Origin of the sequence: Amycolatopsis albispora (genome assembly GCF_003312875.1) — a bacterium.
Classification (GTDB): domain Bacteria; phylum Actinomycetota; class Actinomycetes; order Mycobacteriales; family Pseudonocardiaceae; genus Amycolatopsis; species Amycolatopsis albispora.
On record NZ_CP015163.1, the window covers coordinates 7,894,540 to 7,917,059 of the forward strand.

Consider the following 22,520-nt stretch of genomic DNA (forward strand, 5'->3'; position numbering starts at 1 on the left):
ACGGCGAATGCGCCACGTTCGCCGCCCGGGCTTCGGCATTCTCGTCGCGGTGCTGACCGGGCTTTCGGTGGACGCCACGCTCGGCGTCGTGTTCTGCGCGCGGACCACCTCGGCGGTGTGCTTCGCGGTGTTCTGCGCGGTCGCGCTTGTCGCGCTCCAACTCGGCTACCTCGTCCGGCCCGCCGTGGTCGGCACGTGGGCGCGCATCGCGTTGGTGCTGCTCGCGCAGGCGCTGCTGACCTGGGCGCCGATGCTGGTGTTCGGCCCGCACCGGCACGGGCTGACCGGGGTGTTCGCCGGGAGCGCGCTGCTACTGCTGCCCACCGCGGTGGGCTGGCCGGTGCTGCTGGTGGTGGTCGTGGTGGTGGGTTCGGTGGAGCAGTCGGCCGGCGCGGGCCCGCTCGCGGTGTGGTGGGCGGTGAGCAACGTGGTGGTCACCGCGCTGGTGGTCTACGGCCTGTCGTGGCTGGTCCGGCTGGTGGCCGGCCTGCACGCGGCGCGGCACGACCTGAGCCGGCTGGCGGTGGCGCGGGAGCGGCTGCGCTGTGCCCGTGACGTGCACGACCTGCTGGGGCTGAGCCTTTCGGCGATCACGCTGAAAACGGAGCTGAGCGCCCGGCTGGTCACCGACTGCCCGGCGCGGGCGCGGACGGAACTCGAGGACGTGCAGGAGATCGCCCGCCGGGCACTGGCCGAAGTCCGCTCGGTCGCGGTCGGCCGGTCCGCCGGTCCAGACCACCCGCCGAGGCCGGGTTCAGCTGGCTGAATCCGGCGGCATTCGGGTGTTCGGCCACGTTTCCGATGATGATTGTCATGACCGGCCGCAACCGATTGCCGGTATTTGTGACTCCGCCATTAGAGGGAATAGCGGCGGGTCGAACAACGTCCGGCAACCGGTCACAGCCAGTCGTTTTCCTTGGCGATGCGGATGGCGTCCACACGATTGCGCGCATTGAGCTTGGTGACCACCGTAGTCAGGTAGTTACGCACGGTTCCGGGAGAAAGAAACAGCTGCGCGGCAATGTCCGCCACATTTTGACCGGCCGCCGCCAGTCGCAGGATTTCGATCTCCCTGGTGGCCAGCGGGCAGTCCTCGGTGTCCCAGGCCGCCAGCGCCAGCTCGCTGTCGATCACCCGCCTGCCCACGGCCACCTGCCGGACCGCGTTCGCCAGCTTCTTCGACGGCGCGTCCTTGAGCATGAAGCCGTTGACCCTGGCGTCCAGCGCCCGCCGCACCGTGCCCGGCCTGCCCAGACTGGTCAGGATCAGGGTCCGGCAGTCGGGCACGCTGGCGTGCAGCTCGGTGGCCGCGGTCAGCCCGTCCTTGCCGGGGAGGTCGATGTCGATGATGGCCACGTCGGGCTGGTGCTTCTGCGCGGCGGGCAGGATCTCGTCGCCGGATGCCACTTCGGCGACCACGGTGATGTCGGCCTCGAGGTTCAGCAGTGCGACGAGCGCGCCGCGCAGCATGTGCATGTCCTCGGCCAGTAGAACATTGATCACTTCGCGCCTTTCGCTCGACGTAATCGCCTCCTCAGAATAATCGCTCATCAGTGTTCTCCGTGTCCTTCGAACGAGAAAAAATTCGCGCAGGCGTTATACCGAGGGTGCCCCTTTTCTCCGCCGATCTGACTATCTGCAACCCCATTGGGTCTCGGCTTCGTTTCGTCCTCGGCTCGAGTCACCGAATGCATGCTTACTCCCAGCAGTTGAGTCGGGTCGGGACGCTGGGGAGGGACAATGGTTACGAACCTCTGTGCTTCGGCGTCCTGCCGGACCGGTCGCGGAACCGGCACCACTGCCTCGATCATCCCAGGTCCGCGTTTGTGCGCCCAGTGCCGGGCCCGCCTGGAACACGCCTTCCGCGAACTGCCCGGCTGGTACGCCCGGTGCGCCAGGGTGCTGGCGAACGGCGGCACCGGTTCCGCCGGTCGGCCGCGACCCGGCACTCCGTCCGGCCGACGCGCCACCGCCGCCGCGGCCGAGCTCTGCACCGCGCTGAACACCTTCCTGCGCTCCTGGTGCGAACGCACGGTGACGAACGCGCCGGTCGACGGCTCCCTGCCGATGGCCGCCTTCCTCGCCGGACGGCTCGACGAGCTGGTCCGCCACCCCGAAGCCGGTGAGCTGCTGGCCGGGCTGGACGCGCTGATCGCCGCGGCCCGCCAGGTCGCCCACCCCAACCCGTTGCTGCACACCGAGCTGGGACCGTGCCGCCACCCCGGGTGCGACCGGGTGGTCCGGGTCGCGGTCCGCGTGAACTCCGAACTTCCGCCGCCGCGGCTCAGCTGCGACGCGGGACACCCGTGGCTGCCCGCACCGCGGGCCGCCGAACGGTACCGGCCGGAGCGTGCCGCATGAACCGACGCGGTGAGCTCGCCAACGATTCCAACCAGGGAGTGCCCATCATGCAACCGGCCGTCCGCCAAGCCATCGCCGCGATGCACGAGCGCTACTTCGAGCCCATCACGCTGAACGACCTCGCCTCCGAGGTCTTCGTCAGCCCCTTCCACTTCTCCCGGATCTTCTCCAGGGCCACCGGCGTCACCCCCGGCCGGTACCTGACCGCGGTCCGGTTGTTCGAGGCCAAGCGCCTGCTGCTGACCACCTCGCTGACCGTGTCCGACATCGTCTGCAGCGTCGGCTACAGCAGCGTCGGCACCTTCACCAGCCGGTTCACCAGGGCGGTCGGCATGAGCCCCACCCAGTACCGCGACCCGATGGTGAGCGAGCTGCTGGTCGCGATGGCCCCGCACTTCCAGCGGCTGCCGTCGCTGAAGACCCTGCGCGACGCCGGTCAGAGCTGCGCGGTGCCGCAGCACAACGGCGGCTCGGTGGTCGGCAGGCTGGACATGCCGCCCGGCAAGACCACCGGCAACGTGCTGATCGGCGTGTTCGCCGAGGCCATCCCGCAGTGTGGCCCGGTCGCCTTCAAGGGCATGGCCGACAGCGGCTCCACCGAGCTGATCATCAACAACGTGCCGCCCGGCCGCTGGCACGTGATCGCGGTCGCCGAGCACCAGGGCGGCCTCGGCGAGGGCCGGTCGTACTCGATCGCCACCGCCGCGCCGATCGCCATCGCCGGTGACGAGACCGCCGCGGTGAACCTGCGGCTGCGCCCGGTGCGGCCGACCGACCCGCCGATCGCGATCACGCTGGCTTCGCGGGTCACCGCGGACGTCAACGCCGTCGCCCTCCCCCGAGTCCAGGAACTGCCCGCGGTCGCCTAGCGAGTGTTCTGACAGTGGTTTGCGTGGCGGTGCGGGTAGCGGAACCTCAGGCGTCTTCTCGCTCCGGGAGCTTCACCTCATGAATGCCGATTCACCACGGTGAAGCTGTCCTCGCGAGAAGACGCCTGAGAACCCGCCGCGGTGCCAGTTGACGGCCCACCGCCAGCGGCTCCGCCGCTGATGAGACACCGCCCAAGCGGCGCCGAAAGTGAGGAAGTCCCCGATGTCGACCCTGCTCGGCTCCCTGCGGCGACGTGTGCTCGCCCCCTCGTTCCAGGCGGTCAGCTTCGCGGGCCGCGGCTTCGCCGTGGAGCCCACCGAGGCCACCGCGCGGCTGGAGGCCATTCCGCAGTCCGTGGTCGCCGGGTTCGAGTGGGGTATCGACAGCCCCGGCCAGTGGGACCTCGAACGGCGGCTGAACCTGGTCGAGGCCGAGTACCGCGGCTTCGCCTACGAGGGCGCGACGATGGCCTCGGCGGTGCTGGACGCGATGAGCTTCCGCCCGACCAGCCGCACCCGCGACCTGCTGCTCGGCCCGGGTCAGCCGCACATCTTCCTGACCTACATCGGGATCGGGTTCGCCATGGCCCGGCTGCCGCGGCCGCTGTGGAAGAAGATCGTGCCCGACCTCAGCGGCACGCCGTACCACCCGACGATGAGCTGGCTGGCCGTCGACGGGTACGGCTTCGACCGCGCCTACTTCGACACGAAGAAGATCGTGGACCGGCAGCACGTGCTCAAGCCGTACCCGTGGGACGGTCACCCCGGCTACTTCGGCCGCGCGGTGGACCAGGGCATCGGGCGCGCGCTGTGGTTCATCCACGGCGGGCACCCGGCGAACGTGGCGGCCGCGGTGGCGAAGTTCGCCCCCGAGCGGCAGGCGGATCTGTGGAGCGGGGTCGGCCTGGCGGCGACCTTCGCCGGGGGCGCCGACGCCGACGGGCTGGCGTCGCTGCGCGGGCCCGCCGGGCAGCACGCGCCGGAGCTGGCACTGGGCGCCGTTTTCGCGACCAAGGCCCGCACCTATTCCGGTTTTGTGCCGCCGCACACCGAAACCGCGATCCGCGCGCTCGGTGGAGTGTCCATTGAGGACGCCGTGCGCATTGCCGACGGAACCGAGGTGGCGCACGAGGAAGGAACGGCGAGTACGCCGGCCTACGAAATCTGGCGTGAGCGCATTCGCCGGGAATTCGCCACTTCGAAACTGCGCTCCGTCGCTTGAACACGGCCTGAAGCCCCTTTGGTCCAGCGGCCGCCGCTCTCTCCCGTGGAGCGGCGGCCGCTCCCGTTTCAGGGCCCTGACCTGCGCGCCTTCGGCAAGGATGGAGTAGAGCGCGCTGGCTGCTTCTTGGGATGGTTAAGGCACGAGTGCTCCGGAATTCGATTCTACCCGATAGGGGGAGAGCGAGTTGGGTAATGGCTGGCGCGCGCTACGGCGCCGCATTCTGACTCCGAACGTGGTGGAAACCACTTTGGACAAACGGGGTTTCCACAAGAAGAGCCCGGCCGCGCAGGAACTGCTGGAGAAGGTCGGCAGGGTTTTCCTCGAAGGGTACGCGTACGCGGTCGAGGAGCGGACGACCGCCGACGCGATGGAGCGCTTGGACGCGATGCCGGAGCGCTGGCGCGGGTTCGCCTACGAAGGCGCCGGCATGGGCTGGGCGATGCTCGACGGCCTGCCGCTGCCCGGCCAGGGGCGGACGCAGCAGAGCCTGGTCAGCGGCGGCGATCCGCACAACTACCTGATCTACGTCGGCGTCGGCTGGGCGATGGCCAGGCTGCCGAAGTTCCGGTGGCCCGACCCCGAGGCCTTCGACCCGCTGCTGCGCTGGCTGGTGCTCGACGGGTACGGCTTCCACCAGGCCTACTTCCGGACGCACAAGTACATCAACGAGCAGTACCAGGACGAGCGGTTCGCCTGGCCGGTCGAGTCGCCCTACGCCAACCGGGCCATCGACCAGGGCATCGGCCGCGCGCTGTGGTTCATCGGCGGCACCGACGCGAAGCTGGTCACCGACCTGGTGCGCGACTTCCCCGAGTCGCGGCACTCCGACCTCTACGGCGGGATCGGGCTCGCCGCCACCTACGCGGGTGGCGCCGACCCCGAGGAGCTGCGGTACCTCCGCGACCACGCCGGCGACCACCGCTGGATGCTCGCGCAGGGCTCGGCCTTCGCCGCCGAAGCCCGCGTGCGCGCCGGCCTGCTCGTGCCGCATTCCGAAGCCGCCGCGGAGATCCTCTGCGGCACCGACGCGGTCACGGCCGCGAAGGTCACCCAGGACGTCCGGCCCGCCGATCCCGTCGACGGTGAGGTGCCCGCCTTCGAAACCTGGCGTCAGCAGATCGCAAACGAGTTCGTTTCCATTGGAGGTGTTCACCTATGACCGCGACAGTCCACTGGCTGCGCAAGCAGCTGGCCGGGATCGTTGCCCTCGCCCTCGTGGCCGGCATGTTCCTGGTCAGCAGCCTGCCGGAGACGTCGGCGGCCGAGCAGGACGAGCTGGCCGCAGGCTACGGCTTCGCGCCGAAGTCGATCGCCATGCCGAGCGGCTTCCCGCAACAGGAGATCCGGAAGGTCAACCAGGACTACAAGAACATCGACGCCTGGATCTCCTCGGTGGGTGCGGGCATCGCGATGAACGACGTCGACGGCGACGGTCTCGCGAACGACCTGTGCGTCACCGATCCGCGGATCGACCAGGTGGTGATCACCCCGACCCCGGGCAAGGGCGAGCAGCGCTACGCGCCGTTCGCGCTGAAGACCGGTGTGCTCCCGATGAACGACGTGATGGCGCCGATGGGCTGCGCGCCGGCGGACTTCAACGAGGACGGCACCACCGACCTGCTGGTCTACTACTGGGGCCGCACGCCGATCGTGTTCCTCGGCAAGCCGGAGGCGAAGGGCAAGGCGCTCGACGCCAACTGCTTCGTGCCGGTCGAGCTGGTTCCCGGGTCCACCGCGGCGAAGTACAACGGTCCGCAGTGGAACAGCAACGCCGTCGCCATCGACGACTTCGACGGTGACGGGCACATCGACATCTACCTCGGGAACTACTTCCCGCACAGTCCGGTGCTCGACCCGTCGGTCAAGGGCGGCGTGGAGATGAACGACTCGCTGTCGAACGCCTCCAACGGCGGTGAGGACTACTTCTTCCGCTGGACCGGCGCGAGCGCCACCGGTGTGCAGTACCAGCAGCTGGACAACGTGATCCCGACCGACCTGTCCAAGGGTTGGGTGCTCGGTGCCGCGGCGAACGACGTCGACGGCGACCTGCTGCCCGAGCTGTACCTGGCGCAGGACCACGGCAAGGACGCCATGCTGCACAACCGGTCCACCCCCGGCAACATCAAGTTCGAGCCCATTGTGGACAGCCGCACCCCGCTGGTGCCGAAGTCCAAGCGGATGGGTGGCGACTCGTTCAAGGGCATGTCCGCGGAGTGGGCCGACCTCGACCGCAACGGGCTGTACGACCTTTTCGTCAGCAACATCACCACCTCGTTCGGCATCGAGGAGAGCAACTTCCAGTTCATGAACACCGCGGGCAGCCAGTCCGAGCTGCGGGCGCAGCTCCAGGCCGGCAACGCGCCGTGGGAGGACAAGAGCACCGACCTCGGCACCGCGTGGTCCGGCTGGGCCTGGGACATCAAGTCCGAGGACTTCAACAACAGCGGCAAGCCCGCCATCGCCCAGACCACCGGCTTCGTCAAGGGTGAGGTCAACCGCTGGCCGCAGCTGCAGGAGCTGGCCACCGCGAATGACCTGACCGTGCGCGACCCGGCCTGGTGGCCGAACATGGTCAAGGGTGACGACGTGGCAGGCAACCAGCGCCTGGCGTTCTTCGTGCCCAAGGCCGACGGCACCTTCGTCAACCTGTCCGAGCAGCTCGGCCTCGGCGTGCCGGTGCCCACCCGCGGCATCGCCACCGGTGACGCCGACGGCGACGGCCGGATCGACATGGCTGTGGCCCGGCAGTGGGACCAGCCGGTCTTCTACCAGAACACCGCGCCGTCGGCCGGTGAGTTCCTCGGCCTGAAGCTGACCCACCCGGACGGTGCGCCGGTGGTCGGGGCGCAGGTCAGCGTGAAGACCGCGGACGGCAGGACCATTCTCGGCCGCGTGGACGGCGGCAGCGGGCACTCCGGCAAGCGCAGCAACGATGTCCACATCGGACTCGGTGACGTGCGGGGTGCCCAGGACGTGAAGCTGTGGTGGCGTGACCGCAACGGTCAGGCACACGAGCAGGAACTGAAGCTGAACCCGGGCTGGCACTCGCTCCAGCTCGGCACGCAGGCCAAGGAGAGGTGAGTCATGGCCGAGCAGAAACCCAGTGGCCCGCCGCAGAATTCCGGTGGTCCGCCCCGCGACCCGAAGGTGATCACGGCCCTGCGCCGGTTCGCGATCTCGATGACCGTGTTCAACATCCTCGGTTACACCGTGCTCGGCTTCGAGCAGCCGTGGCTGTGGCCGTTCATCGCGCTGGCCACCGGTTACACCGTGGAACTCGGCCTGGAGATGATCAACGCCAGGGTTGAGGGGCGCGCACCGCGCTTCCTCGGCATCGGGCTCCGCGGGCTGGTGGAGTTCCTGTTCCCCGCGCACATCACCAGCCTCGCGGTGAACATGCTGACCTATCCCAACGACCAGATCCTGGTGATGCTGTTCGGCATCGTGGTGGCGGTCGGGGCGAAGTGGGTGCTGCGGGCCCCGGTCCGCGGCAGGCTGCGCCACTACATGAACCCGTCGAACTTCGGCATCGCGGTGATCCTGCTGGTGTTCCCGTGGGCGAGCATCGCGCCGCCCTACCACTTCACCGAGAACGTCACCGGCGTGATCGACTGGCTGATCCCGGTGCTGATCATCGTCGCGGGCACCATGCTGAACGCGAAGCTGACCGGCCGCATGTGGTTGATCTTCGGCTGGCTGAGCTTCTTCGCGCTGCAGTCGGTGGTCCGCGGGGTGCTGCTGGACACCGCGATCCTCGGTGCGCTGGGCACGATGACCGGGGTGGCGTTCGTGTTGTTCACCAACTACATGATCACCGACCCGGGCACGACCCCGTCGAAGCCCGCGTCGCAGTTCGCCTTCGGCGCCGGGGTGGCGACCCTGTACGGCGTGCTCACCGGCGCTGGGATCGCCTACGGGTTGTTCTTCGCCACGGCCGCGGTGTGCCTGATCCGCGGTGGCTTCCTCTGGGCGCTGCACTTCGTCAACAAGGCGCGGCTGCAGTTCGAGGCCGAGCAGAAAGCCGCGGCGGAGAAGGCGAAACTGGAATCCGCGCCACCGGCGGTCGAAGCGGTTCCCGCTCCGGTCTCCATCGCGGCCAAGGCGGCCGATCCGCCACCGGCCGAGAAGGCGGCGTGAGCCTGTTCAAGCGGACGCGGAACCCCGGCGGCACCCCTCGACGGGTGCCGCCGGGCCCGCCGCGGACCGCTACCTTCCGGCTGCTCAAGCACCTGGCCGGCGATCGGCTCCGGCTGATGTCGGAGGCGGCGGACACCTACGGCGACGCGGTGCGGATGGCCATCGGGCCGAAGACGCTGTACTTCTTCAACCACCCGGACCCCGCGAAGCACGTGCTCGCCGACAACGCGGCCAACTACCACAAGGGAATTGGCCTGGTCCAGGCGAAGCGGGCGCTCGGTGACGGCCTGCTCACCAGCGAGGGCCAGCTCTGGCGCAAGCAGCGCAAGATCATCCAGCCGGCGTTCCAGCACAAGCGGATCGTGTCGCAGGCAGGCATCGTGGCCGAAGAGGGCGCGAAACTGGTCGACCGGCTGCGGGCGCGGGCCGGTGGTGAGCCGATCGACATCACGCAGGAGATGACCGGGCTGACCCTCGGGGTGCTCGGCCGGACCCTGCTGGACGCCGATCTCGGGGCGTTCGACGCGGTGGGCCACTCGTTCGAAGCCGTGCAGGACCAGGCGATGTTCGAGATGGTCACGCTGTCGATGGTGCCGATGTGGGTACCGCTGCCCAAGCAGCTGCGCTTCCGCGCGGCCCGGCGCGAACTGCAGCGGGTGGTCGACGCCCTGGTCGCCCACCGGGACGCCGCCGGCGGCGCGATCGGCGACGACGTCCTTTCGCGACTGATCGTGTCCACAAGGGAGGAAGCGGACCCGGCGGTCGGCGAGCAACGCATGCGGGACGAGCTGGTCACCCTGTTGCTGGCCGGGCACGAGACCACGGCGAGCACGCTGAGCTGGTCGCTGCACCTGCTGGACCGGCACCCGGAGGTCGCGGAACGCCTGCGAGCCGAGGCTTTGGAGGTGCTCGGGGACCGGCTGCCGCAACACGAGGACATCCGGAAACTGGTCTACACCAACCAGGTGATCTCGGAGGCGATGCGCCTGTACCCACCGGTGTGGATCCTGCCGAGGCTGGCACTGGAGGACGACGAGATCGCCGGTTACCACGTGCCGGCGGGCTCGGATGTGGTGGTGTGCCCGTACACCATGCACCGGCACCCGGCTTTCTGGGACCGCCCGGCCGAGTTCGACCCGGACCGCTTCGCCCCGGACGCCACCGCCGGGCGGCCCCGGTACGCCTACATCCCGTTCGGCGCGGGCCCGCGGTTCTGCGTGGGCAACAGCCTCGGCCTGATGGAGGCGGTTTTTGTGCTCGCGATGATCGCCAGGGAACTGACGCTCACCGGGGTGCCGGGCCACCGCGTGGAGGCGGAGCCCATGCTCTCCCTGCGCGCCAAAGGCGGCCTGCCGATGACCGTGCACAAGGCCGCTTGAGACCCCGGCGGATCCCCGCCCCTCCCACCCCCGGGGATCCGCCGGCCCTTCCCCTCCCGAACACGAATGTGGCTTTCGGGGCGAATTCCGCCCCGAAAGCCACATTCGTGTCCACCGCCTCCACCGGACTTGTCACGAAAGCCACATTCGAGACGCCAAACGTCTCGAAAGCCACATTCGTGACACCCCCCGCACCACCCGGTCACCCAACCGCCGCCCGGCAGCACAAAGGCGCCCCACCCGGCAGCACAAAGGTGCCCACCCCCATCCACCAAACCGCCGCCCGGCAGCGCAACGGCGCCCACCACGCCACCCAGCCCCACCCCATCCCCGGTCCACAGCCCAAAACACGGCGAAGAACCCCTTGTCAAGGTACTCTTTCCCGCCTTGACAAGGGGTTCTTCGCCGTCGTCACAATCAATCACCGGGGTGGCCCCAAGAACCCCACCCCCCAAAGCACAAAGCAGAAGACGATCCCACCCGTCCCCTCCTGATCTCATGGACAGCAAGGTCCGTAGAGAGGAGACGCCCGTGGAAGCGGCCAATCCCGACGCGCGTGCGGTCAAGGTGATGACGCTCGAGGCGTACGCCGACACGATCGTTCCCGGTGAGAAGCGCCATCCCGACGACCACGCCATCGCCGGCGTCTCGGAGGGTCCCGGCTCGGTCGAGGCGGGTGCCATCGAGCTGCTCGAGACCGAGGCCACCGGGGTCACCGCCGGGCTGGACTTCCTCGTGCCGATGCTCAACGCGCACGCGAAGGCCTACGCCGAGGAGCACGAACTGGCACTCGACCCCAGCCTGCCCGAGTTCGTCGCACTGTCCTATGAGGACCGCGTCCAGCTGATCGTGAAGCTCACCAAGAACGGCCACCCGGAGAAGGACGGCTGGGTCAGCCTCGCCCTGTTCTGCAACATGGCCTTCGACAGCGCCCCGCACCTGAGCACCGCGCAGGCCATCGCCGACGGGCACCCCGGGCTGCTCGCCATGGGCATCACCAAGCCCGACGCGGACGGCCTCTGGCGCTTCCCGAACTACTCCTACGGCCGCCAGCTCGCCGAACTCCACCCGGACACCACGCCTTCAGGGAGCCCCGCATGACCAGCGACAAGACCGAGGTCCTCATCGTCGGCAGCGGTTTCGGCGGTGCCATCGCGGCCTACCACCTCGCGGCGGGCGGGGCCAAGGTCACCGTGCTCGAACGCGGCCCGTGGCTGGAGAGCAAGGACTTCGACCACGACTTCCTGCTCGGTTCCTCCTACACCAGGGCGTTCGACTTCGTCGTCGGGGACGGCATGAGCGTGCTCGGCGGCAACTGCGTCGGCGGCGGCAGCGTGGTCTACTTCGCCGCGATGCCGCGCGCACCGCGGTTCGTGTTCGAGCGCCACGGCAGCATCGGCCGTCGCATGTGGCCCGCCGAGATCACCCGCGACACGCTCGACCCGTGGTACGACCGGGTTTCCGAGTCGATCCCGGTGTCCCAGCAGGACTGGAACGACGTCACCTACTCCGGCGGATTGTGGGCCGCCGCCTGCCACCACTCCGGCCGCACCGCGAACCCGACCCCGGTCGCCATCGACAACGCCAAGTGCACCAACTGCAACTGGATGATGGGCGGGTGCCAGTTCGACGCGAAGCGCTCGCTGCTGACCAACTACCTGCCCGCCGCGCTGGCGCACGGCGCCACCATCCGGCCGCTGCACGAGGTGCAGAAGATCGAGCGCACCGACGACGGCGGCTACCGCGTGCACTACAACGTCATCGACGACGTCGACTACCGCGTGCACACCGAAAGCGGCTCGATCGAAGCGAAGATCGTCATCCTGGCCGCCGGTGCTGGGGCCACCCCGGTGATCCTGCAGCGGTCGGAGGAATCGCTGGGCAAGATGCCACACGGTGTCGGCCGCTACTTCTCCGGCAACGGCGAGCGCCTGAACACCGCGATCCTCAACGAGGACAAGGTGCGCGAAGTACTGGGACTGTCCCGTGAGGACGGTCTGGCGTACGAGGCGAACCAGATCGGCAAGGGCCCGACCGTGGCCTGCTGGGACCGGCTCGACGAGAACCTGCCCGAGTACTCCCGCTACTCGATGGAGCAGCTGTACTTCCCGCCCGGCCTCGGCACCATCCTCGCCCAGGTCCCCGGCGGTGACGCCCCGACCTGGTTCGGCAAGGAGAAGAAGGAGATCCTCAAGCGCTGGCGGTCGTGGCTGACGATCTTCCTGATGACCGAGGACGACAACGAGGGCGTGTTCGGCTCGCCGCCGCCCACCGGCAACGCCTTCCGCGTCTCGCAGCAGATGCTCGGCCGTGGCGCGCTGAAGTACGACCCGACGCCGAACACGCTCAGCGGCTGGGCCAAGGCCGACGCCGAGGTCAAGGAGATCATGGAGAAGGACGGCCTGGCGAAGATCGCGCCGTGGACCAACGACGTGGTCGGCGCCTACACGGTGCACCCGCTGGCGTCCTGCCGCATCGGGGACGACGCGGGCACCTCGGCCCTGCACCCGAACCACGAGCTGCGCGACCACCCCGGCATCTTCGTCACGGACGGGTCCGCGGTGCCGGGCGCGCTCACCGTCAACCCGGCGATGACCATCGCCGCGCTCGCCGAGCGCGCTGTTCCGGGAATTGTCAAGGCCGCACAAAACCGCGGAATCGACGTAAAGTACGGCGCACCCTCGCCGGACGGCGCGACGAGCGGGCGGCGGGGGGTCACCAAGTTGGCACTGAGCCTGGCAGGAGACTGACGAATGGTGGAAACACAGCGCAGCGGCTGGAAGGCGTTCAGCGAGCGGCTGAACACCGATTGGCACAAGGCCGCGTTGATGCTGTACAGCGTGGTCGTGGTGGCGCACTGGGCCGAGCACCTGGCGCAGGCGTTCCAGATCTACGCGCTCGGCTGGTCGGTTCCGGAAGCCAGGGGCGTGCTCGGTATGCCATTTCCCTGGCTCGTTACCTCCGAATGGATGCACTACGGTTACGCCATTCTGATGATGGTGAGCTTCATCATTCTTCGCCACGGTTTTGTCGGCCGGTCGAAGACCTGGTGGAAGGTCGCCATGTGGATCCAGGTGTGGCACCACTTCGAGCACCTGCTCCTGCTGCTGCAGGCGCTCACCGGCGCGAACCTGATGGGCGGGGCGAAGCCGACCAGCGTCGCGCAGCTGCTGATCCCGCGGGTCGAGCTGCACCTGTTCTACAACACCCTGGTCACCATCCCGATGATCATCGCGATGGTCTACCACCTGCGGCCGAGCGCCGAGGAACGCGCGATGATGCGCTGCGCCTGCGCGTTGCGGCAGGTGGAACCGGCGGCGAAGGCCAAGGCCGGGGTGGCCTGACCGTGTCACGGGTGACGCAGGGTCCGCACGACCACGTGATCACCTTCGGCGTCACCACCGGCACGCTGTGGTTGCAGGTGCTGGTGGTGGCCGCCGCGCTCACCGTGGCCGCCTGCGCGCTGGTCCGCCCGTTCTTCGCCGAGCAGGAGCGGGCCGCGCGCGTGGCGGTGGCCTGGGCGGCGGCGGTGGCCGGGGTGCTCACCCTGCTGCTCACCGACGGGCTGGACCTGCCGCGGCAGTTCGCCGTGGTGTTCCTGGCCGGGCTCGGCGTGCCGTTGTTCCTGGCGCGGCACGCCGAGCCCGGCACCACGCTGCCGCTGCGCCTGGTCCACCACCTGACCCCGTGGGTGCTGCTGGCCGCGGCGACCGGGGCCAGCGTCGAGTTCGCTCGAGCCTGGCTCGGGGCGGGCTCGGACCGGGCCGGAATCCTGCTCAACACCGGACTGGTGATCGCGATGGTCGGCCTGTCCTGGTTCGCCGTCTGGCGGCCGTCGCCGGGCCGGTCGAGGGCCGTGGTCAACGCCGTGGGGTGGGCGCTGGCCAGCGCGGTGGTCGCGGGCACCGCACACGTCGCCACCCTGACCGTGGCCGCCGGGTGACCAGGCGTCGGTGGCTGCCTGAGACGAAAGGCTCACCATGACACCGACGCCGATCCGGCTCGCGCTGCGCCGCACCCTCCAGCAGGTCCGCCACGTGCGGCCGGTCCGCCCGCGGGCGGCGACCGGGCTGGTGAAGGCGGTGTACCGGCAGGTCGAACGCGACTTCGGCATGCTCGCACCACCCACCGCGCTGCACTCGCCGGCACCGGAGGTGCTCGCCGCCGCCTGGACGATCCTGCGGGAGTCGCTGATCGCCGGGCCGACCGCGAGCCGGGCCGTGAAGGAAGCCGTGGCCTCCGCGGTCTCGGTGCGCAACGCCTGCCCCTACTGCGTCGAGGTGCACGGCGCCACAATGGACGGCCTTGTGTCCACATCGGACTCGGCCGCCATCGTCGGTGACCGCATCGAGGCCGTCACCGATCCGGAACTCCGGGCGGCCGCCGCCTGGGCGCGTGGGGACGGTTCGGTCGAGCTGCCCGCCGCGCAGGCCGCCGAACTGATCGCGGTGGCGTTCACCTTCGAATACCTGAACCGGATGGTGCACGTCTTCCTCGGGCCGTCACCGCTGCCACCCGAGGTTCCGGAGAACGCGAAAAAGCTCGTGCGCGGCATGCTCGGCAAGTTCCTGCGGCCGAGTCGTCGGCCGGTGCCGGGTGCCGCACTGGAATTGCTTCCGCCCGGTGGAACGGCGCCGGAATGGGCGAACGGTGTGCTCGGTGACGCTTTCGCCCGTGCTTCTGCGGCATTCGAGGCCGCGGCCGCCCGCGCGCTCTCGGCCGAGGTTCGAGAACTGGTCGAAAACCAGCTTCGTGACTGGACCGGCGAGCCGAAGGGGCTCAGCCGCGCCTGGGTGGAACCACTGGTGGCCACGCTGCCAGACCAAGATCGGCCCGCCGCGCGCTTTGCGCTGCTCGTCGCGTTCTCCGCGTTCCAGGTTGACGAGTCCATTGTGGAACTAATTGCCGGTGGTGACGTCGTGGTGGTGGAAATCGCCTCCTGGGCTGCTTTTTCCGCGGCCCGCCGGGCGGTGGAACTGCGCGGGGTGAAGGCGGGAAAGGAGAAGACCGCCCGCTGAACCGGCCCCCATACTCGAATGCGTCAGATCGCCTCACCGGGTCAAAGCGAGACCGCCACAACCCAGAAACGACGGTTCGGCTTTTGCGAAGGTGTCACGGGCCGATCTGCGCCGCGGCGAACGCCGTGCACCCCGCTGCCGGGGTGCACGGCGAACGTCATGTTCACGCGTGGAGAGAGGACGGACGGGTGAAGGACTTCCAGCAGGTGATCGCCGATCTGACCGCCGAAGCCGAGGAGTTCGACCGGCTGGTGGCCGACCTCCCGGATGCGGACTGGGCCCGCGCCACCCCGGCCCCCGGATGGAGCGTCAAGCACCAGGTCGGGCACCTGGCGTTCATCTTCAAGATCGCCGGGCTGGCTGCCGCCGAGCCCGCCGTGTTCAACGCCATCACCTCGAAGATCGGTCCCGGCGGCTTCGAAGCCGCGGTGAACGGCGCGCTCGAGGAGTACATCCACGACCCCGCCGACTCGGTGCTCACCCGCTGGCGGGCCGAGCGCGACACCGGCATCAAGGCGCTCGCCGCGGTCCCCGCGGACCAGGTGGTGCCGTGGCTGGTCAACCCGCTGCCGCCGGCCGTGCTGGCCTGCGCGGGCATGATGGAGCTGTTCGGCCACGGCCAGGACATCGCCGACGCGCTCGGCGTCACGCGTGAGAAGACCGACCGCATCGGCAACCTCGTCGGCTTCGCGGTGCGCACCTGGAACTTCGGTTACCAGGCGCGGAACCTGCCCGAGCCCGACGTCCAGTTCCGCTTCGAGCTGACCGCGCCGTCGGGTGCGCGGTGGGCGTTCGGCCCGGCCGAGTCCGGCGAGCGCATCACCGGTGACGCGTGGGACTTCTGCCTGCTGGTCACCCGCCGCCGTCACCGCGACGACCTGGCACTGACCGCCACCGGTGCCGAGGCCGACCGCTGGCTCGGCCTCGCGCAGGCCTACCGCGGCCCGGCGGGTGAGGGACGGCAGCCGGGCCAGTTCTCATGAGCATCTCCGAGGAGATCGGCAAGCACTACGACGAGCGCTCGCCGATCGGCGACGAGCTCCGCGACGGCCAGATCCACATGTGGTACTGGTTCGACCGCGACGACGACGCCACGCTGCCCGAGGCCGTGCACCGGATGAGCCGCAAGGTCACCGACACCCTCGGGCTGCGGCCCGGCGAGAAGCTGCTCGACGCGGGCTGCGGTCCCGGCGAGACGGCGGTCTACCTGGCCGGCGAGTTCGGCGTCGAGGTCACCGGCATCACGCTCAGCGCGTACGAGATCGCGCAGGGCGGCAAGCGGGCCGAGGCGGCTGGCGTGGCCGGCCGCACCCGGTTCGAGTACGGCGACTTCACCGCACTGTCCTATGCGGACAACTCGTTCGACGCGGTGCTGGCGCTGGAATCCCTGCAGAACGCGCCCGACCTGGCGACCGTGCTCGGCGAGTTCTTCCGGGTGCTGCGGCCGGGCGGGCGGCTGACCTTCTCCGACTTCAGCCTGGAGTCCGACCGGGACCCGGCGCGGGTGGCCAAGTTCGTCGAGACGCTCAAGCTGGGCGCGCTGCCGACCCTGCCCGAATGGCTGGACCTGACCCGCGCCGCCGGGTTCGCGGTGGAGGAGTACACCCAGTGCGGGCCGCGCGCGTTCGGCATGAAGACCAAGTACCTGGAGACCGCGATGCGGAGCCGGGACGAGATCACCGCCAAGTTCGGCGAGGCGGCGGTGGGCGAGTTCTCCCGCAACCACCTCGGGTTCTTCGCGCCGCGCAAGGACCAGATCGGGTACGTGATCGTCTCCGCCCGCAAGCCCGGCTGAGCTGACCAAACCGTGGAAAGGACGCGCAGAAATGACTGACGCCGTTACCGACTCGACCATCGCCGAACTGGTGAAGGCGTTCGCCAGCGCCCAGCCGGAGCGGCTGCAGGAGGAGTTCGACAAGCTGGCCGGTGCCGTGTGGCAGGAGGGCGTCCTGACCGAGCTGGCGCTGCCCGCGGCGCCGGTGCTCGTCGACGTGCTGGACCAGGTTTCCGAGGACCACCAGGGCCGGCTGGTGATCCTGCTCGGCCTGCTCGCCGAGGCCGAATACCCCGAGCAGGGGCCGGTCAACCAGGCGGTGCGCGCCGGTCTGGACCACTACCTGGCGCTGGTCGGCCGCGAGTCGAACTCGCAGGCGTTCACGCTGGCTTTGCTGTACCTGCTGTCGCACTTCCCCGCCGACCGCGAGCGCATCCTCGATGCGGTGGCGGGCATCGGCCTCGGGCCGGAGGAGCAGACGCGGCTGGAGCGCGCGCTGGCCTCGCTCGACCTGGCGAAGCCGGACCTCGGCCGGGTGTGGCCCGCGCCGTCGATCTGGGCGCTCAACGCGTCCGAACAGGACTTCGACCAGAGCTGGATCAACGACCTGTCCACCGAGCAGATCGTCACGAACTGGGAGAACGACACCAAGACCGTGTTCGGCTTCTCCGGCGCGAAGGCGTACTGGGCGGTGCTGAACGGTGACGTGGTGCAGGTGGCGCAGAACCCGCCGACGCGTGCCGAGTCCGATGAGGACATCGACTCCAGCACCTCCGGCCTGTTCGGCGCGCACGTCGAGGCCTTCCGCTGCGCGAACTGCTCCGGTGCGCTGGAGATCCGCAACGAGGTCGTCCGCTGCCCCGAGTGCGCCACCGCGTACCCGGTGGCCAACGGGGTGCTCGACCTGACCGCCGGCATCGCCGAGACGATCAGCACCGGCAACGACGAGGACACCGCGGACCTGCTGCAGAAGCTGGCCGAGATGCCGACCATGGGCCTGTACTACGAGTCCGTGCTGCGCCCGGCCTACCTCCAGATCGCCGGTTCGAACTGGGGCGGCGCGGTCACCCCGTCCGACGAGGACGCCTACATCGCCACGCACATCGAGCCGGTCGACGGCCCGGTCCTCGACCTGGCCGCCGGCGCGGGCCGCTGGACCACCGTGGTGTCCGACACCGTCGGCCCGGACCGTCTGCTCGCGCTCGACATGGGCCTGCCGATGCTGAGCGTGCTGCGCAGCAGGCTGCCCGAGGTGCCCGCGGTGCAGGGCAGCGCGCTCGACCTGCCGTTCGCCGACGCCAGCTTCGGCGCGGTGAACATGTGGAACGCGCTGCAGGCCTTCCCCGACGACGCGGAGACCGCGATCCTCGAGGTCGGCCGGGTGCTGCGGCCGGGTGGCACGTTCACCTGCATGACCTTCCTGTTCGGCCAGGACCCGATCTACCGGCACTTCCAGAAGTCGCACTTCTTCCCCAGCCGTCCCGCCGGGCACCTGCTGTTCGAGCTGGAGGACATCAAGGCGTGGCTGGACCGCGCCGGGCTGCGGATCGTCGAGCTGTCGGGGCCGGAGACGTTCGTCTTCTTCACCGCCGAGCGGATCTGATGGACGTGCGGTTGCCGGGGCAGCCCGGTTACGAAGCGGCGACGGCGGTGTTCAACCTGACCGCGCCCGCGACACCGGCCGCGGCGGCCGAGGTGTCCACTGTGGACGAGATTCGGGCGGCGCTGGACTACGCCCGCGCCTTCCGGCTCGGGGTCCGCATGCACACCACCGGGCACGCGTCGCCGACGCAGCGCCCGATGGACGACGCGTTGCTGGTGAAGGTGCGGCCGTCCGGTCCGGTCGAGGTCGACGTTGCGCGACGGGTGGCTCGGGTGCCCGCGGGTACGTTGTGGGGCGCGGTCGCCGAGGCGGCGGCGCCCTTCGGCCTCGCCGCGCCACACGGTTCGTCGGGAACCGTTGGTGTGGTCGGGTATCTGCTGCGTGGCGGGATGAGCTACTACGGGCGTCAGCTCGGCGTGGCGACGAACCTGGTGCGCGCGGTGGAGCTGGTCACGGCGGACGGTTCGCTGGTGCGGGCTTCGGCGGCGGAGAACCCGGAACTGTTCTGGGCGGTGCGTGGGGGTGGCGGCGGCTTCGGTGTGGTTACGGCGCTGGAGGTCGAGCTTTTTCCCGCGGCGAAGGTGATCACGGGGTCGGCTTTCTGGGCTGGTTCGCATGCTGATCGTTTGCTGGCCGAATGGTTGCGGTGGTCGGCGGATGCCCCGTGGGAGGCGACGACTTCGCTGCAGCTCATGAACCTGCCGGAGCTGCCGGAGATTCCGGAGGTGCTGCGGTCGGGGCCGGTGTTGAGTGTGGACGGTGCCGTGCTGGCGGTCACCGAGGACGGCGTGGGCAGGGCCCAGGAGCAGGCGGACGAGCTGCTCGGGCGGCTGCGTGCGGTGGCCGAGCCGGTGATGGACAGCTGGGCGCTGACGAAGCCGTCGGCCGTGCTCGAGGCGCACATGGACCCGGAGGACCCGGTGCCGATCGCGGGGGATCACCTGCTGCTGCGCGACCTGGACGCGGCCGGGGCGGCCGAGTTCCTGCGCGTGGTCGGGCCGGAGTCGGGTTCGCCGTTCATCAGTGCGGGGATGCGGCAGCTGGGTGGCGCGTACTCGGTGGCGGACCCGGCGGGTGGGGCTTTGTCCTCGTTCGCGGGACGTTTTGCGTACTCGGGGGCGGGTCTCGTGGTCGATGAGGCTTCGCGGGAGGCGGTTGAATCGCACTGCGCGTTGGTGCGGTCGGCTTTGGCCCCGTGGGATTCGGGGTGGACGGTGCCGAGCTTTGTGGAGAACTGGCAGCAACCGCAGCGGCATTTGTCGGATTCGGCGATCGCCAGGGTGGATGCTGTCCGCTCCGCTGTCGATCCGACTGGTGTTTTCGCGGGTGACATTTCACCGGGAGCCACCGCCCGCTAGCCCGCGCCCTCTTTTGCCCGGCCCCCGAGCACACCAGCTCGGGGGCCGCTTCATTTCGCGTGCCAAGCTGGAAAGATGCAATGAATGTGGCTTTCATAGCGTCAGACGCTATGAAAGCCACATTCATTGCGTGGGTCAGGCGAAGCTGACGTTGGTGCTGGCGCCGGCGGAGCCGTCCGCGTTGTAGACGCCGATCACGCACTGCACGGTGCCGCAGTCCACGGCCGCCGTGCCACCGCCGCCGACGGTGCCGGTGAACGACTTCTTCACGGTCAGCGGGGTGGACGCCGCCCCGCTGCCGTTGGTGGTGACGGACACGACCCCCGCCGCGTCGCAGGCGTACTCGCCACCGATGATCCCGCAAAGCCCGACGAAGTGCTCGAGGTTCGCGGTCAGCCCGGTCGCCGAGACGGTCACCGTGGCGCCGGTGGTCAGGCCCGTCGCCGGGGTCACCGAAACGGTGCCCGCGGCCGAAGCGCCCGCCTGCGAAGCCAGGGTGAGCCCGCCCGCCAGCGCGAAAGCGGCGGCGGTCTTGGCGATCAGCTTCTTCTGCACAGTCGACTCCATTCAGCCAAGTGAACAAACAAAGTGGTGGAGAATCCCGGAAGTGGATTACCGTCGGCTTTCGTTCGATTGCCGTCCGTCATCCACCAACAAAGTTACCGAAAGCCGCGCAAAACGGTCAACGGCCGAAGTTGATGAAGCAATGCAGAAGAAGGGGCGGCTCTTGGCGGCCTGGGTTCCTCGGCGGCGGCCGGGTTTGTGTCACGAATGTGGCTTTCGGGACGCCAAACGTCTCGAAAGCCACATTCGTGGCACGGGGAGCGCCAGGTCGGCTGCGCCCGGCGGTTGGTGCGCGCGCAAAAAAGCGACCCCCGGCCAGGCCCGGACTGCCTGGTCGGGGGTCGCTTCCGCGGAGATACGCGGAGATATGCGGAGATACTCAGCCCGCCGGGACGGCGGCTTCTTCCTTCGCCTCGGCTTCGGCCGGGGCGTCGCCGCCGTCCCCACCGTCGGCGGCGCCCGTGGCGGGGGCGTGCCGCAGCACGGTAGCGGCGACGATGGCCAGCAGCACGGCCAGCGAGGCGCTGACCGTCACGGTGACGTTCAGGCTGGTGCTGAACGCGTCGCGGGCCACGGAAAGCAGGGCCGCACCGGCCTCGCCGGGCACCGACTGGGCCGCCGCGGCGGCACCGGCGATGCTTTCGCGAGCCGCGTCGGCCGCTTCGACCGGCACGCCGGCCGGGACGGTGACGTCGTCCATCTGACCGCGGTAGACCGCGGTGCCGATGACACCCATCGTCGCCACGCCCATCGCGATGCCGAACTCACCGCCGGTCTCCGACAGCGAGGACGCCGAGCCCATCTTCTCCATCGGAACCGAGGAGAACACCAGCCCGGTGCCGAGCGAGCCCATCGGGCCCGCACCGGCCGCCGAAACGACCAGACCGGCCACCACGATCGCCAGCCCGCCGGGACCGTCCACAAAGGTCAGCAGCACGTAACCGATGGCGACGGCCACCAGACCCGCGGCGATGGCGTAACCGGGCCGCACCTTGCGGGCGATGACCGGCGCCATCATCACGCTGACGATGGTCGTCGCCGCCGAGGGCAGCAGCCACAGCGCGGCCTGCAGCGGCGACAGCCCCTCGACCACCTGGAGGTACAGGTTGATCAGCAGGTAGCTGCCGCTCATGATGCCGCCGGCCGTGGTGATCGAGATGGCGGCGGTGAAGGTGCGGTTCTTGAACAGCGCCATGTCCAGCAGCGGGTGCTCCAGCGCGTTCTGCCGCTTGACAAAAACCACGCCGAAGATCAGCCCGACCACGATCGCACCGAAGCTGACCACGCCGAACTCGAGCTTGGCCAGCTCCTTCAGCCCGTAGATGACCGGGAGAATGGTCGCCAGCGAGAGCACCACGCTGACCAGGTCGAGCTTGCCGGCGTTCTCGTCCTTGTACTCCGGCAGCAGGGCCGGGCCGAAGACGACCAGCGCCAGCATCACCGGAACGGCCAGCAGGAACACCGAGCCCCACCAGAACGCCTCGAGCAGCGCGCCGCCGACGATCGGGCCGAGTGCCATGCCGCCCATGAAGCAGGCCATCCAGACACCGATGGCGGTGCCCTGCTGCTTCGGGTCGGTGAACATGTTGCTGATCAGGGCCAGGGTCGACGGCATCAGCGTGGCGCCGGCGATGCCCATCAGCGCCCGGCTGGCGATCAGCATTTCCGGGCTGCCCGAATAGGCGGCCAGCACCGAGGCGATGGCGAAGGCGACCCCGCCGATCATCAGCAGCCGCTTGCGACCGACCCGGTCACCCAGTGTTCCCATGGTCACCAGGAAACCGGCGATCAGGAAACCGTAGATGTCGGTGATCCACAGCTGCTCGGTGCCGGTGGCGCCCAGGTCCGCGCTGAGGTGGGGGAGCGCGAGGTACAGCACGCTGAGGTCCAGCGACAGCAGCAGGGTCGGCAGTGCGAGCACCGCCAGCCCCAGCCATTCTCGCCGCCCGGCCCGCGCACCGGACCCGGCGTCGGCGGTCGTGTCCATAGAAATTCCCTCCGTAATGGTTTTGTCCGGGTCGTCGGGACAAATCGGTCACCTAACAGGATCGGTGTAGGCCGTAACGCTTCGCCAGTGTCCCGTTACCCGGCTGGACATGCGTTTTTCACGCTCGCGGGATGACGACCGGGTACCGCTCGAGAGCTTTTCGCGGACCGCTCGAAATTCGCTCGAAACGAGCGGAGGAGCGCATTGACGGAGAAGCCCCGCGGGTGATCACGCCAACAGAATGG

At 69.3% G+C, this 22,520-nt stretch carries 20 protein-coding genes; 17 read left to right on the forward strand and 3 right to left on the reverse strand.

Going from position 1 to position 22,520, the window contains the following annotated elements:
* Window positions 1-7 precede the first annotated feature (7 nt).
* Window positions 8-766 (forward strand): histidine kinase, encoded by a 759-nt coding sequence (locus A4R43_RS37515; RefSeq protein WP_113696429.1) that lies wholly within the window; start codon window positions 8-10, stop codon window positions 764-766.
* A gap of 131 nt (window positions 767-897) precedes the next feature.
* Here A4R43_RS37515 and A4R43_RS37520 read toward each other — a convergent pair whose 3' ends face one another.
* Window positions 898-1,551, reverse strand: a complete 654-nt coding sequence (locus A4R43_RS37520; RefSeq protein WP_194239913.1) for a response regulator transcription factor — start codon at window positions 1,549-1,551, stop codon at window positions 898-900.
* A 273-nt stretch (window positions 1,552-1,824) separates the two neighbouring features.
* Between A4R43_RS37520 and A4R43_RS37525 the strand changes: the two genes are divergently transcribed.
* From A4R43_RS37525 to A4R43_RS37600, 16 genes are all read left to right on the forward strand, one after another.
* The gene (locus A4R43_RS37525) at window positions 1,825-2,361 is read left to right on the forward strand and encodes a hypothetical protein (protein ID WP_113696431.1); all 537 of its coding nucleotides are present in this window, start codon (window positions 1,825-1,827) and stop codon (window positions 2,359-2,361) included.
* A 47-nt stretch (window positions 2,362-2,408) separates the two neighbouring features.
* Window positions 2,409-3,230, forward strand: a complete 822-nt coding sequence (locus A4R43_RS37530) for a helix-turn-helix transcriptional regulator (RefSeq protein WP_236808504.1) — start codon at window positions 2,409-2,411, stop codon at window positions 3,228-3,230.
* Between the two features lie 223 nt (window positions 3,231-3,453).
* Window positions 3,454-4,452 (forward strand): DUF1702 family protein, encoded by a 999-nt coding sequence (locus tag A4R43_RS37535; protein ID WP_113696433.1) that lies wholly within the window; start codon window positions 3,454-3,456, stop codon window positions 4,450-4,452.
* Window positions 4,453-4,672: 220 nt separating this feature from the next.
* Window positions 4,673-5,614, forward strand: a complete 942-nt coding sequence (locus tag A4R43_RS37540; RefSeq protein ID WP_236809320.1) for a DUF1702 family protein — start codon at window positions 4,673-4,675, stop codon at window positions 5,612-5,614.
* Entirely contained in the window at window positions 5,611-7,536 is a 1,926-nt protein-coding gene (locus tag A4R43_RS37545; RefSeq protein WP_113696435.1) for an ASPIC/UnbV domain-containing protein, read from the forward strand. The genes A4R43_RS37540 and A4R43_RS37545 overlap by 4 nt, the downstream gene beginning before the upstream one ends.
* Window positions 7,537-7,539: 3 nt before the next feature.
* Complete coding sequence (locus A4R43_RS37550; protein WP_236808505.1) at window positions 7,540-8,592, forward strand: RnfABCDGE type electron transport complex subunit D; 1,053 nt, start codon at window positions 7,540-7,542, stop codon at window positions 8,590-8,592.
* On the forward strand, window positions 8,589-9,971 hold the full coding sequence (locus tag A4R43_RS37555; protein ID WP_236808506.1) for a cytochrome P450: 1,383 nt from the start codon (window positions 8,589-8,591) through the stop codon (window positions 9,969-9,971). Before A4R43_RS37550 ends, A4R43_RS37555 begins: the two co-directional genes overlap by 4 nt.
* Window positions 9,972-10,541: 570 nt before the next feature.
* Window positions 10,542-11,072: a DUF5987 family protein gene (locus A4R43_RS37560; protein WP_113698148.1), complete on the forward strand. Its 531-nt coding sequence runs from the start codon at window positions 10,542-10,544 to the stop codon at window positions 11,070-11,072.
* Window positions 11,069-12,721 carry an FAD-dependent oxidoreductase gene (locus A4R43_RS37565; protein ID WP_113696436.1) on the forward strand — a complete coding sequence of 551 codons (1,653 nt, stop codon included), beginning with the start codon at window positions 11,069-11,071 and terminating at the stop codon, window positions 12,719-12,721. The genes A4R43_RS37560 and A4R43_RS37565 overlap by 4 nt, the downstream gene beginning before the upstream one ends.
* A 3-nt stretch (window positions 12,722-12,724) precedes the next feature.
* Window positions 12,725-13,315, forward strand: a complete 591-nt coding sequence (locus A4R43_RS37570) for a hypothetical protein (protein ID WP_113696437.1) — start codon at window positions 12,725-12,727, stop codon at window positions 13,313-13,315.
* Window positions 13,316-13,326: 11 nt separating this feature from the next.
* Window positions 13,327-13,914: a DUF6239 family natural product biosynthesis protein gene (locus A4R43_RS37575; protein WP_162788734.1), complete on the forward strand. Its 588-nt coding sequence runs from the start codon at window positions 13,327-13,329 to the stop codon at window positions 13,912-13,914.
* 37 nt (window positions 13,915-13,951) lie between these two features.
* Window positions 13,952-14,989 carry a carboxymuconolactone decarboxylase family protein gene (locus tag A4R43_RS37580; protein WP_113696439.1) on the forward strand — a complete coding sequence of 346 codons (1,038 nt, stop codon included), beginning with the start codon at window positions 13,952-13,954 and terminating at the stop codon, window positions 14,987-14,989.
* 188 nt (window positions 14,990-15,177) lie between these two features.
* The gene (locus A4R43_RS37585; protein ID WP_113696440.1) at window positions 15,178-15,972 is read left to right on the forward strand and encodes a TIGR03084 family metal-binding protein; all 795 of its coding nucleotides are present in this window, start codon (window positions 15,178-15,180) and stop codon (window positions 15,970-15,972) included.
* Window positions 15,969-16,784: a methyltransferase domain-containing protein gene (locus A4R43_RS37590; RefSeq protein WP_113696441.1), complete on the forward strand. Its 816-nt coding sequence runs from the start codon at window positions 15,969-15,971 to the stop codon at window positions 16,782-16,784. The genes A4R43_RS37585 and A4R43_RS37590 overlap by 4 nt, the downstream gene beginning before the upstream one ends.
* Before the next feature lie 31 nt (window positions 16,785-16,815).
* Entirely contained in the window at window positions 16,816-18,366 is a 1,551-nt protein-coding gene (locus tag A4R43_RS37595; RefSeq protein ID WP_113696442.1) for a class I SAM-dependent methyltransferase, read from the forward strand.
* The gene (locus A4R43_RS37600; RefSeq protein WP_113696443.1) at window positions 18,366-19,724 is read left to right on the forward strand and encodes an FAD-binding oxidoreductase; all 1,359 of its coding nucleotides are present in this window, start codon (window positions 18,366-18,368) and stop codon (window positions 19,722-19,724) included. The genes A4R43_RS37595 and A4R43_RS37600 overlap by 1 nt, the downstream gene beginning before the upstream one ends.
* Before the next feature lie 135 nt (window positions 19,725-19,859).
* Here A4R43_RS37600 and A4R43_RS37605 read toward each other — a convergent pair whose 3' ends face one another.
* Together A4R43_RS37605 and A4R43_RS37610 are read right to left on the reverse strand one after the other, a co-directional pair.
* On the reverse strand, window positions 19,860-20,291 hold the full coding sequence (locus A4R43_RS37605; RefSeq protein ID WP_113696444.1) for an enediyne antibiotic chromoprotein: 432 nt from the start codon (window positions 20,289-20,291) through the stop codon (window positions 19,860-19,862).
* Between the two features lie 376 nt (window positions 20,292-20,667).
* The gene (locus A4R43_RS37610) at window positions 20,668-22,275 is read right to left on the reverse strand and encodes an MFS transporter (protein WP_113696445.1); all 1,608 of its coding nucleotides are present in this window, start codon (window positions 22,273-22,275) and stop codon (window positions 20,668-20,670) included.
* Window positions 22,276-22,520: the final 245 nt, after the last annotated feature.

Excerpts from the sequence above, each read along its gene's own strand:
- A4R43_RS37515 (WP_113696429.1), top strand. The coding sequence starts at position 8 with ATGCGCCACGTTCGCCGCCCGGGCTTCGGCATTCTCGTCGCGGTGCTG.
- A4R43_RS37520 (WP_194239913.1), bottom strand. The coding sequence starts at position 1,551 with ATGAGCGATTATTCTGAGGAGGCGATTACGTCGAGCGAAAGGCGCGAA.
- A4R43_RS37530 (WP_236808504.1), top strand. The coding sequence starts at position 2,409 with ATGCAACCGGCCGTCCGCCAAGCCATCGCCGCGATGCACGAGCGCTAC.
- A4R43_RS37535 (WP_113696433.1), top strand. The coding sequence starts at position 3,454 with ATGTCGACCCTGCTCGGCTCCCTGCGGCGACGTGTGCTCGCCCCCTCG.
- A4R43_RS37545 (WP_113696435.1), top strand. The coding sequence starts at position 5,611 with ATGACCGCGACAGTCCACTGGCTGCGCAAGCAGCTGGCCGGGATCGTT.
- A4R43_RS37550 (WP_236808505.1), top strand. The coding sequence starts at position 7,540 with ATGGCCGAGCAGAAACCCAGTGGCCCGCCGCAGAATTCCGGTGGTCCG.
- A4R43_RS37560 (WP_113698148.1), top strand. The coding sequence starts at position 10,542 with ATGACGCTCGAGGCGTACGCCGACACGATCGTTCCCGGTGAGAAGCGC.
- A4R43_RS37565 (WP_113696436.1), top strand. The coding sequence starts at position 11,069 with ATGACCAGCGACAAGACCGAGGTCCTCATCGTCGGCAGCGGTTTCGGC.
- A4R43_RS37570 (WP_113696437.1), top strand. The coding sequence starts at position 12,725 with ATGGTGGAAACACAGCGCAGCGGCTGGAAGGCGTTCAGCGAGCGGCTG.
- A4R43_RS37580 (WP_113696439.1), top strand. The coding sequence starts at position 13,952 with ATGACACCGACGCCGATCCGGCTCGCGCTGCGCCGCACCCTCCAGCAG.
- A4R43_RS37590 (WP_113696441.1), top strand. The coding sequence starts at position 15,969 with ATGAGCATCTCCGAGGAGATCGGCAAGCACTACGACGAGCGCTCGCCG.
- A4R43_RS37595 (WP_113696442.1), top strand. The coding sequence starts at position 16,816 with ATGACTGACGCCGTTACCGACTCGACCATCGCCGAACTGGTGAAGGCG.
- A4R43_RS37600 (WP_113696443.1), top strand. The coding sequence starts at position 18,366 with ATGGACGTGCGGTTGCCGGGGCAGCCCGGTTACGAAGCGGCGACGGCG.
- A4R43_RS37605 (WP_113696444.1), bottom strand. The coding sequence starts at position 20,291 with ATGGAGTCGACTGTGCAGAAGAAGCTGATCGCCAAGACCGCCGCCGCT.
- A4R43_RS37610 (WP_113696445.1), bottom strand. The coding sequence starts at position 22,275 with ATGGACACGACCGCCGACGCCGGGTCCGGTGCGCGGGCCGGGCGGCGA.